At 72.9% G+C, this 17782-nt stretch carries 14 protein-coding genes; 6 read left to right on the top strand and 8 right to left on the bottom strand.

The window, feature by feature from the left end; translation table 11 throughout:
• Positions 1–12 precede the first annotated feature (12 nt).
• From IF83_RS0116090 to IF83_RS0116060, 7 genes are all read right to left on the bottom strand, one after another.
• Positions 13–963: a type II secretion system F family protein gene (locus IF83_RS0116090; protein ID WP_030544883.1), complete on the bottom strand. Its 951-nt coding sequence runs from the start codon at positions 961–963 to the stop codon at positions 13–15.
• A 5-nt stretch (positions 964–968) separates the two neighbouring features.
• Positions 969–2306, bottom strand: coding sequence for a CpaF family protein (locus IF83_RS0116085; RefSeq protein ID WP_030544882.1), 1338 nt, complete (start codon positions 2304–2306; stop codon positions 969–971).
• Positions 2307–2383: 77 nt separating this feature from the next.
• Positions 2384–2902, bottom strand: a complete 519-nt coding sequence (locus tag IF83_RS35470) for a TadE/TadG family type IV pilus assembly protein (RefSeq protein ID WP_030544881.1) — start codon at positions 2900–2902, stop codon at positions 2384–2386.
• Positions 2899–4554 (bottom strand): AAA family ATPase, encoded by a 1656-nt coding sequence (locus IF83_RS0116075; RefSeq protein WP_030544880.1) that lies wholly within the window; start codon positions 4552–4554, stop codon positions 2899–2901. Before IF83_RS0116075 ends, IF83_RS35470 begins: the two co-directional genes overlap by 4 nt.
• Positions 4555–4561: 7 nt before the next feature.
• The gene (gene cpaB, locus IF83_RS0116070; protein WP_030544879.1) at positions 4562–5272 is read right to left on the bottom strand and encodes a Flp pilus assembly protein CpaB; all 711 of its coding nucleotides are present in this window, start codon (positions 5270–5272) and stop codon (positions 4562–4564) included.
• An 89-nt stretch (positions 5273–5361) separates the two neighbouring features.
• Positions 5362–6210, bottom strand: a complete 849-nt coding sequence (locus tag IF83_RS0116065; protein ID WP_030544878.1) for a hypothetical protein — start codon at positions 6208–6210, stop codon at positions 5362–5364.
• Positions 6211–6459: 249 nt separating this feature from the next.
• Positions 6460–7845: an Nramp family divalent metal transporter gene (locus tag IF83_RS0116060; protein WP_030544877.1), complete on the bottom strand. Its 1386-nt coding sequence runs from the start codon at positions 7843–7845 to the stop codon at positions 6460–6462.
• Positions 7846–8174: 329 nt separating this feature from the next.
• On the opposite strand from IF83_RS0116060, the gene IF83_RS0116055 reads away from it, so the two are divergent.
• The 5 genes from IF83_RS0116055 to IF83_RS0116035 all read left to right on the top strand — a co-directional run bounded on the left by IF83_RS0116055 (position 8175) and on the right by IF83_RS0116035 (position 14669).
• Positions 8175–9437: an APC family permease gene (locus IF83_RS0116055; protein ID WP_030544876.1), complete on the top strand. Its 1263-nt coding sequence runs from the start codon at positions 8175–8177 to the stop codon at positions 9435–9437.
• A gap of 206 nt (positions 9438–9643) precedes the next feature.
• The gene (locus IF83_RS0116050) at positions 9644–10996 is read left to right on the top strand and encodes a M14 family metallopeptidase (RefSeq protein WP_030544875.1); all 1353 of its coding nucleotides are present in this window, start codon (positions 9644–9646) and stop codon (positions 10994–10996) included.
• Positions 10997–11206: 210 nt separating this feature from the next.
• A complete protein-coding gene (locus IF83_RS0116045) occupies positions 11207–12562 on the top strand; it encodes an amino acid deaminase (RefSeq protein ID WP_078843521.1) in 1356 nt (451 codons plus the stop codon).
• Positions 12563–12919: 357 nt separating this feature from the next.
• Positions 12920–14131, top strand: a complete 1212-nt coding sequence (locus IF83_RS0116040) for a pyridoxal phosphate-dependent aminotransferase (RefSeq protein ID WP_030544873.1) — start codon at positions 12920–12922, stop codon at positions 14129–14131.
• A gap of 100 nt (positions 14132–14231) precedes the next feature.
• On the top strand, positions 14232–14669 hold the full coding sequence (locus IF83_RS0116035) for an SCO4983 family protein (protein ID WP_030544872.1): 438 nt from the start codon (positions 14232–14234) through the stop codon (positions 14667–14669).
• A gap of 173 nt (positions 14670–14842) precedes the next feature.
• On the opposite strand, the gene IF83_RS0116030 is transcribed toward IF83_RS0116035, so the two are convergent.
• The gene (locus tag IF83_RS0116030; protein ID WP_030544871.1) at positions 14843–16648 is read right to left on the bottom strand and encodes a phosphoenolpyruvate carboxykinase (GTP); all 1806 of its coding nucleotides are present in this window, start codon (positions 16646–16648) and stop codon (positions 14843–14845) included.
• Between the two features lie 338 nt (positions 16649–16986).
• On the opposite strand from IF83_RS0116030, the gene trhA reads away from it, so the two are divergent.
• Positions 16987–17706, top strand: coding sequence for a PAQR family membrane homeostasis protein TrhA (gene trhA, locus IF83_RS0116025; protein ID WP_078843519.1), 720 nt, complete (start codon positions 16987–16989; stop codon positions 17704–17706).
• Positions 17707–17782: the final 76 nt, after the last annotated feature.

The following is a 17782-nucleotide window of genomic DNA, read 5'->3' as shown; positions in this document are numbered from 1 at the left end:
TGGTCACCGGCCTCAGACGTCGATCCTGGACATGCGGCGGATCAGCACGAACCCCAGCGCGTACAGGCCCAAGCCGGCGACCACGGCGGCCTGCCCGTAGAAGGAGCCGGTCATCCGCTCCAGCGCCCCCGGCATCACGCGGTCCAGCAGCAGCAGCGCGCCGAGGCCGAACGCCGGGACGGCGTAGGCGGTGACGGTGATCTGGGAGAGCTGGGTGCGGACCTCGCGCCGGGTCTCCTTCCGTTCCTCCAGGGTCTTCGTCAGATTGCGCAGGGAGCCGACGACGGTGCCGCCCGCCCGGTTGGAGAGGATCAGGGTGGTGACGAGGACGGAGAGCTCCCGGGAGGGCAGCCGCTCCGCCAGTTCGCCGAGCGCGTCGTCGATCGAGTGGCCGACTCCCAGCTTGTCGGCGACCCGCGCGAGTTCCTCCCCGGCCGGGGCCTCCAGTTCCTCGGCGGCCATGGCGAGGGCGGTGCGGAGGGCCAGCCCGGCCTGGGTGGCGTTGGCCAGGACCCGGGCGAGTTCCGGCAGTTGGTTGATGAACCGCTCGTTGCGGCGCGCGCTCTGCCAGCTGAGGAAGGCGCGCGCGGCCCAGAGGCCGATGAGGCCCGCGACGGGTCCGAAGAAGGCGGCGAGCAGGGAGGCCGCGAGCAGCCAGAGGGCGGCGACCCCGCCGGCCACGTAGACGAAGAACTCACCGGGGGTGACGTCCAGTCCGGTGGCCGCGAGCCGCTTCTCCAGCCGGTTGCCGAAGCGGGTCCGCCGCAGCTTCCGGTCGACGGTGCGGAAGCGGCGCTCCCGTCCGCCGCCCGCAAGCGGCTTGCCCGGCGAGGTGAGCCGGTCGATGAGCTCCTGGCGCTGCGCCCGGCCGGCCGCGTACGCGTGCACCCCGGCGACGGCCAGTACGCAGCACAGCAGGGCGGCGCCGAGCGTCAGCAGCGGAAGGTTCGCCGGTGCTTCCATGGCGGTCAGCTCGCCTCCCTGATGGTGAGTTGTTCCTCGGAAGCGGCGATCCCGTAGCCGGACGGCACCGGCTCGCCCGCCAGATGGAGCCGGTCGGCGACGCGGCGGGGCAGCGGGAAATAGCCGAAGGTGCCGCGCACGACCCGGTCGGCGCCGACGGGCCGGGGCGTGAAGCGCGCGACGGTGGCGATCCGGTACGTCTCCCGGCCGTGCGAGGAGAGCAGGGCGATCTCGCCGACCTTGCGGCTGCCGTCGGCGTGCCGGGAGAGCTGGACGATGCAGTCGACCGCGCTGTTGATCTGGTCCCGCAGCGCCTCGTAGGGGATCTTCACCTCGGACATGGAGGCCAGGGTCTGCAGCCGCATCAGGGCGTCCTCGGCGCTGTTGGCGTGCACGGTGGCCAGGGAGCCGTCGTGGCCGGTGGACATGGCCTGGAGCATGTCGAGGGTCTCGCCGCCGCGGACCTCGCCGACGATGATGCGGTCCGGGCGCATGCGGAGGGAGTTGCGGACCAGGTCGCGGATCGTGATCCGGCCCTTGCCCTCGACGTTGGGCGGCCGGGTCTCCAGCCGGATGACATGGGACTGCTGGAGCTGGAGTTCGGCCGCGTCCTCGACGGTGATGATCCGTTCGCCCTCCGGGATGAGCCCGGAGAGGGCGTTGAGGAGGGTGGTCTTCCCCGAGCCGGTGGCGCCGGAGACGATCACGTTGAACTTGGCGCGAACCAGGCCGGAGAGCAGCATCACCATCCGCTCGTCCAGGGTGCCGAGGTCGATCAGCTCCTGGAGCCGGTAGGCGCGCGGGAAGCGGCGGATGGTGAGGGTGGCGCCGCTCAGGGAGAGCGGCGGGATGATGACGTTGACGCGCTCGCCGGAGGGGAGGCGGGCGTCGACCATCGGATTGGCCTCGTCCACACGGCGGTTGACGGTGGAGACGATGCGTTCGATGGTCTGCATCAGCTGCTCGTGCGAGGCGAAGCGCACGGGCACGCGTTCGACGCGGCCGCCGCGTTCGACGTACACCTGGTCCGGGCCGTTGACCATGATCTCGGTGATGGACGCGTCTTCGAGCAGCGGTTCGAGCACGCCGAGGCCGAGGGCCTCGTCCACGACGCGCCGGATGAGCTGGGCGCGCTCGGAGGTGGAGAGGACCGGGCCCTCCCGGCTGATGATGTGCCCGAGAACGCGTTCGAGGCGGGCCCGGCGCTCGGCGGCGGCCAGCGCGGACATCTCGGCGAGGTCGATCTCCTCCAGCAGCTTGGCGCGGTAGACGGCGACGAGGTGCCCGTCCTCGCGGGTGCCGCCGTTGTCCTCGGGTGAGGTGACGCGCGCCCTCAGGCTCATGGTGTGCTCCTCGTCGTCGTGCCGTGCCGGTCCTGCGGTGCTGCGGTGCTGCGGTCCTGGGGCGCCGTGCGGGGCGGTCAGTCGCGGGGCATGGTGGCCCTTTTGGTGACGGTGCCGAAGTCGCCGACCCCGGGGATGAGGGAGGGGATGGTGACGGTGGCGGTCGCGGTGGCCTCCTCGCCGCCGCCGCCGATGCCGATGCTGGTGCGGCCGGCCAGCCAGCCGCTGACCGCGGCCTGCCCGGCCGCCACCGGGTCGGCGTCGGCCTCCTCGTAGGAGGCGGTGCGGGCGGCGGCCCGGGCGGCCGTACCGGCCTGGGAGACCGTGTGGGCGACCACGCCGAGCTGGATCGTGGCAAACGCCACCAGCAGCAGGATCGGGACGAAGCCGATGAACTCCACGGCCACCTGGCCGCGTTCACGCCCGGCGCCCCGGACGGAGCGCCGGGCGGGCCCCGCTCCGGCGCGCGCGCCCGCGCCCGCGCCGACCGCCCCGCCGCTTTCCGCCCCAGCACCGCGGGCCGTCGCGCCATCCGCTGCCGCGCCGTCCGTCCCCGCGCCGTCCGTCCCCGCGCCGTCCGTGGCCGCCGCCGTCATGGCTTGCCCTCCTCCGCCGCGCCGGCCCCGCCGTTCACGGTGACCGGGAAGTCCACCGCGCCCGGGAAGAGCACCGGCACCCTCAGCCCGACATCGGCCTTCCACAGCCCGCCCTCGCGCGCGCAGCTCACGGAGGCACCGCTCCGCCACGCCCCCGGCAGGTCCTCCACCGCGGCCGTCTCGCACGCCCCCGCGCTCTCGGCGGCGGTGGCGGTGCGCGCTCCCTGGTCGGCCGCGTGGCCGGCGAGCGAGTACGTGTAGCCGAGCAGCGCGCACTGCCAGCACAGGATCAGCACCACGGCCAGCAGCGGCACCATGCCGAGGAACTCCACCGCGACCTGCCCGCTGTCGCCGCCCCGGCCCCCGCCCCCCTTCGTCCCGCCCCGGCGCCGCCGGAGGCTCAGCGCGCCCCGGTCGCCGTACTTCTCCAGCGCCCGCCCGCGCGCCGCGCCGCCCAGGCCGGGGCGCCCGCCGGTGCCCGCGGCGTCTCCCGCCAAGCCGAGTTCTGCGGCGAGGGCCCACAGCGCCTGCTTGACGGAGGAGCGGTGGTCCAGGTCCTGGAGGCGCCCGGCGTCCACGGACGGCTGGAGCTCCTTGAAGCCGGCCGGCACGGCGGTCCGGGCGACCCGCGTACCGGTGATCCGTTCGACCAGCGGCGGCTGGATCTCGGTGGCGCGCGTATGCCGGTTGACAAGCGTCAGGGTCTCCTCGGCCTTGCGGATCTGGAGCCGGTCCCAGAGCCGCACCAGGCGTTTCGCGGCCCGGACCGCGACGACGTCCGGCGTGGTCACCATCAGCGCGGTGTCGGACATCTCGATCGCCGCCGCGTTGGCCCCGTTCATCTGGGTGCCGCAGTCGATCACCACGACCTCGTAGCGGGTCCGCAGCGAGCTGACGATCTGCCGGGCCGCCCGGTCGGTGACCTCCTCGCCGCGCTCGCCGTCCGCCGGGGCGAGCAGCAGCCCCAGACCCGTCGCGTGGTCGCAGACCGCGTCCTGGAGGACGCGCGGCGAGATGTCGTTGATCTGCGCCAGGTCCACCACCGAGCGCCGGAACTGCACATCGAGGTAGGAGGCGATGTCGCCGGACTGGAGGTCCATGTCGACCAGGGCGGTGGACCGCCCGGAGGCGCGCGCCGCCAGTGCCAGCTGCACGGCGGTGACGGTCGTCCCGACACCGCCCTTGGCGCCGGTGACGCTGACGACGGTGCCGCCGGGCCCCAGCGCCTCGGGGCCCGCGCCGAGATGACGCCGGACGCCGGCGGCCCACTGGGCGGCGCCCTGCACCCGGGCGGACAGCTCCTCGTAGTTCAGCGGCAGCGCCACCAGCCCGCGGGCGCCCGCGTCCATGGCCGCCTGGAAGAGCTGCGGCCCGGCGTCCGCCGAGACGAGCACCACCCCGACCGCCGGGAAGCGGAGCACGGTCTCCCGGATGAGGTCCAGGGCGGGCACCGGGCCGATCCGCTCGTGGACCACGACGACCTCGGGGAGTTCCCCGACCGACTCCCCCGCGAGCCGCGCGAGGGTGTCGAGGAGGGCGGTGGAGTCGGGGACGGGCGGCGCCGGTTCGGCGTCGGGGAGCTGGCTGAGCAGGGTGGTGAGGGAGCGCGCGGCGTCGGGGTCGCCGGCGGCGGGGAGGATTCTGGTGGTCATCCGTGCCTCACTTGTCCCCGTCGAGGGTGTACGTACGGTCGCGCGGGCGGATGGACTCGGTGCCGCCGGGCGCGACGAGGGCGAGCCGGACATGGGAGGCGAAGGACTCGGCGTAGGCGACGCGCTGGGCGTCGAGGGTGCCGAGGGCGAAGGTGATCGGCACGGCCTCGGTGGTCTGCCCGCGCCGCCGGGCGTCGTCGTCGCGGTCGAAGGGGGTGAGTTCGCCGACGTCTATGACCTCGGCTCCCTCGACGATCACCTTGGACTGCGGCTCGGCGTCCCGCTCCCGGCCCTCGAAGGTGGCGTAGATGTTGACCCGGGCGCCGGGGCGGATCTTGCCGGCCACTCCGGTGGCGGCGTCGATCATGATGGCGATCTCCTGTTCGCCCTCCTCCAGCGCCGGGCGTTCGACGATCATGTCGCGCTGGAGCAGCGAGCCCTTGCGGAGCGGGGTGAGCGCGATCTTGCCTCTGAGGTCGCGGAGGTCGGTGACCGCGGTCTCCGGAAGCCAGCGCTCCGGCATGGTGATCTCGTCGAACTTGGCCGCCGACAGCTCCTCGTAGGGCTGGATGTCGGCCCTCACCTCGTAGGCCGTGGTCTCCGGGCCGACCTTGGACCGTACATCGCCGATCACCATCAGGACTCCGACGAAGGCACCGGCCGCGCAGAGGACGGAGAGCAGGAGCAGGATCACTCCGCGGCGCTGACGTGAGTTCATCGGCGTAGAACCTCGTTCAGGGACGTGTCCGGGGCGGACGGGGGGCGGGGAGCGGGAGGGCACGCGGCGAAGGCTGTGGGCGGCCGGCGCTAGGTGCCGGCGCCGGAGCTGAGGGCGGCTCTCCCGGCGGACGCCGGGGAGCAGCAGAACGCGCAGCGGTCGCCGATGAGTTCGAGACCGCACCAGCGGCACTCGGCGGTGCGGACCGAGGCGACGAGCTGGTAGAGGACCGACAGATCGGGGATGGCCGCGGCGAACTCGACGAGCCGGCCGCTGCCCCACCAGCGCGCGGAGTCGGCGGGCAGGGTGGCCTCCCGCACGCCGTGCACGCGCCAGGCGGGGGCGAGGGTGCTGAACACCCAGTCGGACGGCGACTGCCCGCGGGCGACCACGAGTTCGGTGCCGAACTGGGGACCGCCGGGGACCGTGCCGCCGGAGGTGGCGCGGCCGAGCCGCGGCTCGGGGCTCGCCAGGACGGCGAACTGGCTGCCGGGCATCCAGGACGCGGCGTGCTCCCGGAGGCCCACGGGCACGTGGTCGAGGCGGGAGACGGAGGAGAGCAGCGCGCCGGCGTGGACGTAGTGGGTGAGGAGCCGGGCGGCCGAGCCGAGGATGCCGGGGCTGAAGTCGCAGAGCGAGAGGCGGCGCAGCTGGTGCGCGAGAACGGCGACGGCCAGCGGCGGTAACTCCACGCCGACCAGGGCGATCCGGTCGCTCTCCAGAATGGAGCGCACGCTGTGCAGGCGGCGGTGGACGGCGGCGGGCCCCGCGGACGGGTAGAGGACGATCAGATAGCCGTGGGCTTCGATCAGTCCGTAGGTCCGGGCGAGGGCGTCCTCCAGGGGCATCTCCGGCGTGAGGACGGTGGCCGGAGGCGTCTGCCGGTCGAGGGCCGGGAGAACGAGGTCGGGGGCGGTGACTGCTATCGCGGTGTGCACGTCAGGTTTCCCCGTTCACTCCGGCGGCCGGAAGACTGCGGGCGCCGTGGACCAACACTGCGCAGCGCAACTGCTTCGCTACTGTCACAGCACTTTATCCGTGTCGTCTGCATTGGAGAACAGTTCGCCGGTATCGGGGAGTTCGATCTTCAACCGACACGGGAGTGTCTTCTGTCTCGTCATGTCTCCTCACGCCCCTTCGCGGGCGAACGGCCCGTCCGGCCTCCCGGCGCCCCTCACGGCCCGCGCTCACCACGGGAGTTCCCGGACCTGCTGGACGCAGAGCACGACGAAGAGCAGCCCCGCGGCGGCCAGCATGACGTTGCTGAGCATGCCGTTGCGCCACTCGCGCGGGGTGCGGTCGGAGTTGAGCAGCCACAGCAGCGTCAGGGCGAGGAACGGCATGAAGAAGGCGCCCAGGACGCCGTAGAGGATCACCAGCCCGAACGGCTCGTCGAGGAAGAGCAGGCTGATGGGCGGGAAGGTCAGCCAGAGCAGATAGGCCCGGAACGGCAGCGACTTCTCCGCCGCGCCGGTGGCGAGTTCGGTGACCACGAGGTCGGCGGCCCCGGGGGCGCCGGCGGGCGCCGGAGCCTTCGAGAGGGGCACGGGCGCGGCGGACGTGGCGGGCCCGGCGGCGCGGGCGGCCGCCCGGTCGCTGCGGATGCGGTCCACGAAGTCGGTGAACAGCAGGCTGACGCCGTGCCAGACGCCGATGAGCGAGGAGAAGGAGGTGGCGAAGAAGCCGATCAGGAAGAGCTTGGCGGTGGTGGCGCCGAAGCGTGACTCCAGCACCTCGCCCAGGGCGAGCAGGCCCTTGTCGCCGCTCGCCAGCGCGATGTTGGCGGAGTGCAGCAGTTCCGCGCCGGTGATCAGCATCGCGATCACGAAGACGCCGGTCGTCACGTAGGCGACGCGGTTGTCGAGCCGCATCACCTTCATCCACCCGGGGCCGGTCCAGCCCTTGGCGTTGACCCAGTACCCGTACGCGGCCATGGTGATGGTGCCGCCGACACCGCCGATCAGGCCGAGGGTGTAGAGCAGCGAGCCGTCCGGCAGCGCGGGCACCAGTCCGGCGACGGCCGCGGGGACGTCCGGGCCGACCCGCAGCGCCACGTACACGACGACCACGAACATCACGCCGACCAGCACCGTCATGACCTTCTCGAAGACGGCGTAGTGGTTGAACCAGACGAACACCAGACCGGTCAGCCCGGTGATCACCGCCCAGGTCTTGAGGCCCAGGAAGTCCGGGAAGAGCGCGGCCAGCGGCAGGGCGCTGGACGACATGGCGGTCGCGCCGTAGACGAAGCCCCAGATGACGACGTAGCCGGCGAAGTAGACGGTGGTCCACGACCCCAGGGTGCGCCAGCCCTCGAACAGGGTTCTGCCGGTGGCCAGATGCCAGCGCCCGGCGGCCTCCGCGAGGGAGATCTTGACGAGGCATCCGATCACGGCGGCCCACAGCAGGGTGTAGCCGAACCGGCTGCCCGCGATCAGGGTGGCGACGAGGTCACCGGCGCCGACACCCGTCGCGGCGACGACGATACCGGGGCCGATGTACCGCCAACTCGATCTGCGCAGGTCCCCGGTGACCGGCCCGGTGCTCTCGCCCGCCTCGTCCGTACGTGCCACTGGCCCGCCTCCGCGTCCGTACCGCCGCTGTCACCGCTGCCCCGCTCAACGCCGCCGCGCTGCCGTGCCGCCCCGCTGCCGTGCGCCGCCCCGCTGCCGCGTCCGCCACCGTTGCCGCCCCGCGGGCGACCGGCCGGGGCGCCGGCGCACAAGAAGGCCATTCCCCACGGGCGTCCGCTCCACTCCCGTGCCCCTCCGGCACCGTCCCGCTCACGCCCCGCTCCCGAAGCCGCGGTCGCCACCGCCGCCGGCGCCGCACCCGTGCCGCTCACGCCCGGGTCCTCCTGCCCGTCGGCGCGCCGTAACCCGCGGCCGCTAGGGTCCCGCCCATGGACACCACCTCACCGGACACCCCTGGGCTGCGGCGGCGGCTCGGGCTCTTCGACGCCGTCGTGATCGGTCTGGGCGCGATGGTGGGCGCGGGCATCTTCGCCGCGCTCGCGCCCGCGGCCCGGGAGGCCGGCTCCGGGCTGCTGCCGGCGCTGGCGGTCGCGGCGGTCGTCGCGTACTGCAACGCCACGTCCTCCGCGCGGCTCGCTGCCCGCTACCCGGAATCGGGCGGCACCTACGTCTACGGGCGGGAACGGCTCGGGCCGTTCTGGGGCCATCTGGCCGGCTGGGGCTTCGTGGCGGGCAAGACGGCGTCCTGTGCGGCGATGGCCCTGACCGTGGGGGCGTACGCGTGGCCGGGGCACCACCGGGAGGTGGCGGTGGCGGCCGTGGTGGCGCTGACGGCCGTGAACTACCGGGGAGTCCAGAAGTCGGCCTGGCTGACCCGGGCGATCGTCGCGGTCGTACTCGCCGTGCTCGCGGCCGTGGTGACGGCCGGGCTGACCTCGCCGGAGGCGGACGGCGCGCGGCTGGCGCTCGGCGCCGACGCCTCGGTGGCCGGGGTGCTCGGCGCGGCGGGCCTGCTGTTCTTCGCCTTCGCCGGGTACGCGCGGATCGCCACGCTGGGCGAGGAGGTGCGCGATCCGGCCCGCACCATTCCGCGCGCCATCCCGCTGGCGCTCGGCATCACGCTCGCCGTGTACGCGGCCGTGGCCGTCGCCGCGCTCGCGGTACTCGGCCCGGACGGGCTGGCGGACGCGGGCGCGCCGCTCGCCGATGCCGTGCGGGCGGCCGGGGTTCCCGGACTGGCGCCGGTGGTGCGCGCCGGGGCGGCCGTCGCGGCGCTCGGTTCGCTGCTCGCCCTGGTGCTCGGTGTCTCCCGGACGACGCTCGCCATGGCACGGGACGGGCATCTGCCGCGGGCCCTGGCCGCCGTCCACCCGCGGTTCCGGGTGCCGCACCGGGCCGAACTGGCGGTCGGCGCGGTGGTCGCGGTGCTGGCGGCGACCGCGGATCTGCGCGGGGCGATCGGCTTCTCCTCGTTCGGGGTGCTCGTCTACTACGCGATCGCCAACGCCTCCGCGTGGACGCTGACCCGCGAGGAGGGACGGCCGCCGCGTGCCGTCCCGGTCGTCGGGCTGGCGGGCTGTGTGCTGCTCGCCGTCACGCTGCCGCTGCCGTCGGTGGTCACGGGCGCCGCCGTTCTCGCCGCGGGCTCGGTGCTGTACGGCGTGCGCCGGGGTGCACGGCGCGCGGGCTGAGGGCACCGGAGCCGGACCCGTGGCCCCGTACGCCGCACCGGCGGGGGCGCGTACGCCGTGGCGACCCCGCCGGGGCGTACGCCGTGGCGACCCGGGAGCGTGACCCGGCCGTACGGGCGGAACCGTCCGGCCGGAACCGGCGTGGCCTCTTCCGGTCGGCGCGGCACCATTGACCCGCCCATGCCAAAGCCTCAGCATGACGCAGCATGCGACTGCCATCACGCGGCGGGCGGGTCACCGCCCTCGCCGCTCTTCTGACACTCGCGCTGGCCGTTCCCCTGACCCAGGCCGGCACGACTCCCCCCACCGACCGTGCGGACGCGCTCACCGGCGTCGCGTCCGCCGAAGAGACCCCCCGTCAGTACGAAGTGGCCGGTCCGGCCACGGCGGCCCAGCGCACCCGTCTGCTCGCCACCGGCGCCTCCGTCGACGAGGTGCGCGACCACTCCGTCGTCGTCTCCGCCGACTCCGGGCAGGCGCGCGAACTGCGCGCCCGGGGCTACACGCTGGAGCCGCTGCCCGCTCCCCCGTCCCGGCGGGCGGCCGGCCAGAGCCTGCGCGCGTACGACTTCCCGCCGGCCGACTCGAAGTACCACAACTACGCCGAGGCCACGGCGGAGATCAACTCCCGCGTCGCCGCCCACCCGGACATCATGAGCAAGCGGGTGATCGGCAAGTCCTACGAGGGCCGCGACATCGTCGCCGTCAAGATCAGCGACAACGTGAAGACGGACGAGAACGAGCCCGAGGTCCTCTTCACCCACCACCAGCACGCCCGCGAGCACCTGACCGTCGAGATGGCGCTCTACCTGCTGCGCGAACTGGGCGACGACTACGGCACCGACCAGCGCGTCACCAAGGCGGTGAACGACCGGGAGATCTGGATCATCCCGGACCTCAACCCGGACGGCGGCGAGTACGACATCGCCTCCGGCTCCTACCGCTCCTGGCGCAAGAACCGCCAGCCCAACTCCGGCTCCTCGGCCGTCGGCACCGACATCAACCGCAACTGGCCCTACCAGTGGGGCTGCTGCGGCGGCTCCTCCGGCAGCCCCTCCTCGGACACCTACCGGGGCCCGTCGGCCGCCTCCACCCCCGAGGTGAAGGTCGTCACCGACTTCGTCCGGAGCCGGGTCGTCGGCGGCAAGCAGCAGATCAAGGCCGGGATCGACTTCCACACCTACAGCGAGCTGGTGCTCTGGCCGTACGGCTACACCTACTCCGACACCGCGTCCGGCATGACCCGGGACGACCGCGACGCCTTCGCCGCCATCGGCAAGAAGATGGCCGCCAGCAACGGCTACACCCCGCAGCAGTCGAGCGACCTCTACATCACCGACGGCAGCGTCAACGACTGGATGTGGGCCGACCAGAAGATCTTCTCCTACACCTACGAGATGTACCCGTCCTCGGCCTCCGGCGGCGGTTTCTACCCGCCCGACGAGGTCATCGAGCGGGAGACCAGCCGCAACCGGGACGCGGTGCTCCAGCTCGTCGAGAACGCGGACTGCATGTACCGCTCGATCGGCAAGGAAGCGCAGTACTGCGCCGCCGGCTGACGGCTGAGGGCTGACCGGCCGACCGGCCCGCCACGACGCCGGCGCGCCCCCGGGGTCCCTCCCGGGGGCGCCCGCCGTCGTCGGGCCGCGGCGGCCCGGGCCCGGTCGCCCGGTCACCGCCCCCTGTGCCACCGCTCCGTACGCCGCCGCCCGCGCGTGCGGGAGGATTCGGGGAGTCCCGCCCGCACCGCAGCCCGCGAAAGGTGCCCCATGACCGCCGAGCACCCCACCGGCCGGCCCAACGACGGAACCTCCGCGCCCGGAGCCGGCGAGCCCGTCTCCGGCCGCGCCGCCGGCGCCGCCGCCCGCCTGGCCGGGGAGCGCGTCGACCACCGTTTCAAGGGTCTGCCGCCGGACGCCGCGGGCCTGACCGTCCGCGAACTCGCCGATCAGCGCCGGTCGTTGTTCGGCGGCGGATTCACCACGCCGGTGCTGGCCCTCTCCGCCGAGGCCCTGGAGCACAATCTGGCCCTCATGGGCCGCTACGCCGCCCGGCACGGGCTGGCCTTCGCCCCGCACGGCAAGACCTCCATGGCTCCGGCCCTCTTCGAACGCCAGCTGGAGCACGGTGCCTGGGGCATCACCGCGGCCGTCCCGCACCAGGCTCGCGTCTACCGCGCGTTCGGCGTCCGCCGGATCTTCCTCGCCAACCAGCTCGTCGACCCGGCCGCACTCCGCTGGCTCGCCGGGGAGCTCGACGCCGACCCGGAGTTCCGCTGCGTCGTATACGCCGATTCGGTGCGCGGGGTCGAACTGATGGACGCCGCCCTGAGCGCATGCGGTGCCACCCGGCCCCTCGACGTGGTGATCGAACTGGGTGCCGGACCGGGGGCTCGCACGGGGGCGCGCACGGACGAGGACTGCGCGGCGGTCGCCGCGGCCGTCGCCGCCGCCCCCACCCTCCGCCTGACCGGCGTCGCCGGGTACGAGGGCGAGGTGCCCGGCGCGGACACCGGGCGGGTCACCGCCTGGCTGCGCCGGCTGGTCGCCCTCACCGCCGCTCTCGACGCGGCCGGCCGCTTCGCGGACACCGGCGAGATCGTGATCAGCGCGGGCGGCAGCGCCTGGTTCGACGCGGTCGCCCGGGTCTTCGCCGAGATCCCGGAGCTGTCCCGCCCGGTGCTCCGGCTGCTCCGCTCCGGCGCGTACGTCTCGCACGACGACGGCCACTACCGCCGCCTCACCCCTTTCAACCGGATCCCGGACGAGGGCGCGCTGCGGCCCGCCTTCCGGTTGTGGGCGCAGGTCCTCTCCCGGCCCGAGCCGGGCCAGGCCTTCCTCAACGCGGGCAAGCGGGACGCCCCCTACGATCTGCACCTGCCGGAACCGCTGCTCGTACGGTCCGCGCGGGACGGGACGGAGCGGCCCGCCGCCGGCCTCACCGTGACCGCCCTGTCCGACCAGCACACCTGGCTGGACGTCACGGCGGAGGCCCGGGCCCTGGAGGTGGGCGACTGGGTGGGGCTGGGGCTGTCGCACCCCTGCACGGTCTTCGACAAGTGGCAGCTGATCCCGGTGGTGACGGAGGACGGCACGGTCACGGACTTCGTCCGCACCTTCTTCTGACTTCTGACGGGCGCCGCCACAGGCCGGGCGTGGCGGAGCTCACACCGCGCCCCGCCGGCGGCCCGGCGCCTCCGCGGCCGCCCGCGCGGCCGCTCCCCCGGCCACCGTCCCGGCCGGCGGAGTCGAGGCCTCCGCTTCCACTTTCGAAGCCCCGCGGACTCCTCCGGCCGGTGTTCCGCATGTGCCGGACGGCGGCCGCTTCGGCATCGAAGACAGCCGCCGAACCCGCCGTCGGGCAGCTCCCCGGACCGCGGCCGCCGGGGCGGTGCGCGGCGCTCCGGGGTCCCCCGGCGGGGCGCCCCCCACGTGGCGGAAAACACCGAGCGGCCCCACCCGGGCGGCCGTATGGTGGCGAACATGCAGGTGATCCAGTCAACGAAGCTCGCCAATGTCTGCTACGAGATCCGGGGTCCGGTTCTCGAGGAGGCCATGCGGCTGGAGGCGGCGGGTCACCGCATCCTCAAGCTCAACACCGGCAACCCGGCGCCGTTCGGCTTCGAGTGCCCGCCCGAGATCCTGGAGGACATGCTCCGGACGCTGGGCGACGCGCACGGCTACGGCGACGCCAAGGGCCTCCTCACGGCCCGGCGCGCGGTGATGCAGTACTACCAGACCAAGGGCATCGAGCTGGATGTCGAGGACATCTACCTCGGCAACGGCGCCTCCGAGCTGATCCAGATGTCGATGCAGGCGCTGCTCGACGACGGCGACGAGGTGCTCGTCCCCTCCCCGGACTACCCGCTGTGGACGGCGGCCGTCTCGCTCTCCGGCGGCACGGCCGTGCACTACCGCTGCGACGAGCAGTCGGACTGGATGCCGGACCTCGCCGACATCGAGCGCAAGGTGACGGACCGCACCAAGGCGATCGTCGTCATCAACCCGAACAACCCCACCGGCGCGGTCTACGACGACGAACTGGTGCGCGGGATCGCCGAGATCGCCCGCCGCAACAATCTGATCGTCTGCTCCGACGAGATCTACGACAAGATCCTCTACGACGGCGCCACCCACACCCCGACCGCGGCCCTGGCCCCGGACCTACTCGTCCTCACCTTCAACGGCCTGTCCAAGTCGTACCGGGTGGCCGGCTACCGCAGCGGCTGGCTCGCGGTCTGCGGTCCGAAGGAGCACGCCTCCAGCTATATGGAGGGGCTGACGATCCTCGCCAATATGCGGCTGTGCGCCAACGTCCCGGCACAGCACGCGGTGGCGGTCGCCCTGGGTGGCCGGCAGTCGATCAACGAGCTGGTGCTGCCGGGCGGCCGGCTGCTGGAGCAGCGCGACGCGGCGTACGAGGCGCTGACGCGGATCCCGGGCGTCAGCTGCGTCAAGCCCAAGGGGGCGCTGTACGCCTTCCCGCGGCTGGACCCCAAGGTCTACAAGATCAAGGACGACCGGCAGATGGTGCTGGACCTGCTCCGCGCCGAGAAGATCATGATCGTGCACGGCACGGGCTTCAACTGGCCCGAACCCGACCATTTCCGGCTGGTCACCCTGCCGTACAAGGAGGACCTGACGGACGCGGTCACCCGGATCGGGGAGTTCCTGGACGGCTACAGCCAGTTCTGAGCCCGTCCGGAACCCGGACAGCGGTCTCCCTCGATGCGAACGGGATCAACTTTAGACAGAATCCAAGCTAGGATGGCCTTCTCACATGAGGAGGCCATCCATGTACGAACCGATCCGCTCCAAGTCGGTCCACGCCATGGGAGAGCCGACGCCGTTGCCCCGCCGGCCGCGCCAGGAGGAGCTGGACATCCAGCTCGCCGGGCACCTGGCCGCGCTGCTGACCGTGACCGACGAACTGCGGGCCCTCGCTCCGGACCCGTCCCTGGACCGGGCGGCCCAGCGGCTCACCGAGCGCGTCACCCGGCTCCGCGACGGTTCCCGGCCGGCCCGGTCCTCCGCCGCCCCGGCGCCGGGGCGGCGGGACGCCGACCGGATCGCGTCGCTGCACCGCCGCGCGCACACGCTCGCCGGGCGCGCCCTGGTCGTGGCCGCGTCCCGCGCGGACACGGGTGCCGCGATCCTCTCCGCCGAGCGCATGGACGCGCACGCCGCCGCCCTCGACGGCGCCGACCCCGCCCTCTCGGGGGCGGCCCACTGACGCGCCGGGGCCGCGCCCCGCATCAGCGCCCGCGGCCCCGGCGCAACCACCGTGAAACCCGATGGCCGGGTGCGGCTTCCCACCGCACCCGGCCATCGGGGTTTCCGGCCAGGGGTTGTGCCGTACCGCGCGGGCCCGGGTCCCGGGCCGGCGCGGTACGGGAGACGGTTCCCTCAGCCGAGACGCCGGACGAGGGCGCGGTACTCGTCCCACATCTCCTTGGGCGTGTGGTCGCCGAAGGTGCCCAGGTGCTCGGGGACCAGCGAGGCCTCGTCCCGCCAGGTGTCGACGTCCACGCTGAGCAGGAAGTCGAGGTCCTCCTCCGCCAGGTCGAGACCCTCGGTGTCCAGGGAGCCCTTGGCCGGCAGCACGCCGATCGGCGTCTCGACGCCCTCCGCCTTGCCCTCCAGGCGCTCGACGATCCACTTGAGCACGCGGCTGTTCTCGCCGAAGCCGGGCCACACGAAGCGGCCGCCCGCGTCCTTGCGGAACCAGTTGACGTAGTAGATCTTCGGCAGCTTCTCCTGGTCCGCCTGCTGGCCGACCTTCACCCAGTGGGCCATGTAGTCGCCCATGTTGTAGCCGCAGAACGGCAGCATGGCGAACGGGTCGCGGCGCAGCTCGCCGACCTTGCCCTCGGCGGCGGCGGTCTTCTCGGAGGCGACGTTGGCGCCGAGGAAGACGCCGTGCTGCCAGTCGAAGGACTCGGTCACCAGCGGCACGGCCGAGGCGCGGCGGCCGCCGAAGAGGATGGCCGAGATCGGCACGCCCTTCGGGTCCTCCCACTCGGGCGCGATGATCGGGCACTGGCCGGCCGGGACGGTGAAGCGGGCGTTGGGGTGCGCCGCCGGGGTCTCCGACTCCGGGGTCCAGTCGTTGCCCTTCCAGTCCGTCAGGTGCGCCGGGGGCTCCTCGGTCATGCCCTCCCACCAGACGTCACCGTCGTCGGTGAGCGCCACGTTGGTGAAGACGGCGTTGCCCCAGAGGGTCTTCATGGCGTTGGCGTTGGTGTGCTCGCCGGTGCCGGGGGCGACACCGAAGAAGCCCGCCTCCGGGTTGATCGCGTAGAGCCGGCCGTCCTCGCCGAAGCGCATCCAGGCGATGTCGTCGCCGATGGTCTCCACGGTCCAGCCGGGGATCGTGGGCTCCAGCATGGCGAGGTTGGTCTTGCCGCAGGCCGACGGGAAGGCCGCGGCGACGTACTTGGACTCGCCGCGCGGCGGGGTGAGCTTGAGGATCAGCATGTGCTCGGCGAGCCAGCCCTCGTCGCGGGCCATGACCGAGGCGATGCGCAGGGCGTAGCACTTCTTGCCGAGCAGGGCGTTGCCGCCGTAGCCGGAGCCGTAGGACCAGATCTCGCGGCTCTCCGGGAAGTGCGAGATGTACTTGGTGGTGTTGCAGGGCCACGGCACATCGGCCTCGCCCTCGGCCAGCGGGGCGCCCAGGCTGTGCACGGCCTTGACGAAGAAGCCGTCGGAGCCGAGCTCGTCGAGGACCGGCTGCCCCATCCGGGTCATGGTCCGCATGGAGACGGCGACGTAGGCGGAGTCGGTGATCTCCACACCGATGGCGGACAGCGGCGAGCCGAGCGGACCCATGCAGAAGGGCACGACGTACATCGTCCGGCCGCGCATGGAGCCGCGGAAGATCCCGTTCTCACCGGCGAAGATCTCCCGCATCTCGGCGGGGGCCTTCCAGTGGTTGGTCGGGCCCGCGTCCTCCTCCTTCTCGGAGCAGATGAAGGTGCGGTCCTCGACGCGCGCCACATCGCTCGGGTCGGAGGCGGCGTAGTACGAGTTCGGCCGCTTGATCGGGTCGAGCTTGGTGAACGTCCCCTTGGCGACCAGCTCTTCGCAGAGGCGTTCGTACTCGGCCTCGGAGCCGTCACACCAGACGATCCGGTCCGGCTCGGTGATGGCGGCGATCTCGCCGACCCAGGAGACCAGTTCCCGGTGGTTGGTGGGTGGGTTGGTGGCCACGGGGGTCTTGGGGTCGCCCCCGGCAGACACAGCGCTGAGCGCCACGATCACTCCGTTCCGCCGGAACCGCGCCGCTCCGGCGTCAGATAGCGAGGGTCAATACGGGCATCTCTGTCCCTGATACCCGCATATGTCGTTGAGTTGCCTAGTTGCCCCGTGGGGGCTGCGACCCGGATGCGTCCTGTGCGCTCATCCGGTGCCGACCGCACTCATTTGATCATCCGCCTGTGGGGCTCATCTGTCCAGAGGGCAGCCCACGTGAGCATCGCCACTCGGAACCGCCCTCTTCGGGCCACTCGGCCCCCCGCAAGTTACGGACCCGTAGCTAGCATTGGGACATGACTGCCACATCCGGCGCCTCACGCGAGGCCGTGCACGACGACACCGCGCCCTCCGAGACCTCCGGTGTGCTCCCGCAGGAGCTGTCCAACCCCGTCAAGCCGCGGCTGCGGGGCTGGCTCCACGCGGGCATGTTCCCCGCGGTCCTGATCTCGGGCGTCTTCCTGACCGCGCTGGCCGAAACCGACCCCGGCCGGATCGCCTGCGCGGTCTTCACCCTCACCGCCTGCCTGCTCTTCGGGGTGAGCGCGCTCTACCACCGCGGAAACTGGGGACCGCGCGCCAACGCCGTACTCCGCAGACTCGACCACGCGAACATCTTCCTGATCATCGCGGGCACCTACACTCCGCTGACGATCCTGCTGCTCCCCGGCGGCACCCGCGAGACGCTGCTGTGGGCGATCTGGGCCGCCGCGCTGATCGGTATCGCCTTCCGCGTCTTCTGGGTGGGTGCCCCGCGCTGGCTCTACACCCCCTGCTACATAGCGATGGGGTGGGCGGCCGTCTTCTTCCTGCCCGATTTCCTCCGCGAGGGCGGGGTGGCGGTGCTGCTCCTCGTGATCACCGGCGGGCTGCTGTACAGCGCGGGCGGCATCATCTACGCGCTGAAGCGCCCCAATCCGTCACCGCGGTTCTTCGGCTTCCACGAGGTGTTCCACTCCCTCACCCTGGCGGCCTTCATCGCCCACTACATCGGCATCTCGCTGGTGGCGATCTGACCCCGGAGAACGCCCCCCGAGGGCCCGGCCCGACGCCCCGGCCGCTCACCTACGGCCGGGGCGCCGGCGTTCCCCG

This window comes from Streptomyces albus subsp. albus (assembly GCF_000719865.1).
GTDB lineage: Bacteria > Actinomycetota > Actinomycetes > Streptomycetales > Streptomycetaceae > Streptomyces > Streptomyces albus_E.
The sequence above is the reverse complement of the archived record's forward strand: the minus strand, read 5'-3'. Positions and strand labels throughout refer to the sequence as shown.

Coding starts and splice junctions, on each gene's coding strand:
- IF83_RS0116085 (WP_030544882.1), bottom strand. CDS start 2,306: ATGAGCCTGAGGGCGCGCGTCACCTCACCCGAGGACAACGGCGGCACC.
- IF83_RS0116035 (WP_030544872.1), top strand. CDS start 14,232: ATGTACGAACCGATCCGCTCCAAGTCGGTCCACGCCATGGGAGAGCCG.
- IF83_RS0116090 (WP_030544883.1), bottom strand. CDS start 963: ATGGAAGCACCGGCGAACCTTCCGCTGCTGACGCTCGGCGCCGCCCTG.
- IF83_RS0116050 (WP_030544875.1), top strand. CDS start 9,644: ATGCGACTGCCATCACGCGGCGGGCGGGTCACCGCCCTCGCCGCTCTT.
- trhA (WP_078843519.1), top strand. CDS start 16,987: ATGACTGCCACATCCGGCGCCTCACGCGAGGCCGTGCACGACGACACC.
- IF83_RS0116075 (WP_030544880.1), bottom strand. CDS start 4,554: ATGACCACCAGAATCCTCCCCGCCGCCGGCGACCCCGACGCCGCGCGC.
- IF83_RS0116045 (WP_078843521.1), top strand. CDS start 11,207: ATGACCGCCGAGCACCCCACCGGCCGGCCCAACGACGGAACCTCCGCG.
- IF83_RS0116040 (WP_030544873.1), top strand. CDS start 12,920: ATGCAGGTGATCCAGTCAACGAAGCTCGCCAATGTCTGCTACGAGATC.
- IF83_RS0116055 (WP_030544876.1), top strand. CDS start 8,175: ATGGACACCACCTCACCGGACACCCCTGGGCTGCGGCGGCGGCTCGGG.
- IF83_RS35470 (WP_030544881.1), bottom strand. CDS start 2,902: ATGACGGCGGCGGCCACGGACGGCGCGGGGACGGACGGCGCGGGGACG.
- cpaB (WP_030544879.1), bottom strand. CDS start 5,272: ATGAACTCACGTCAGCGCCGCGGAGTGATCCTGCTCCTGCTCTCCGTC.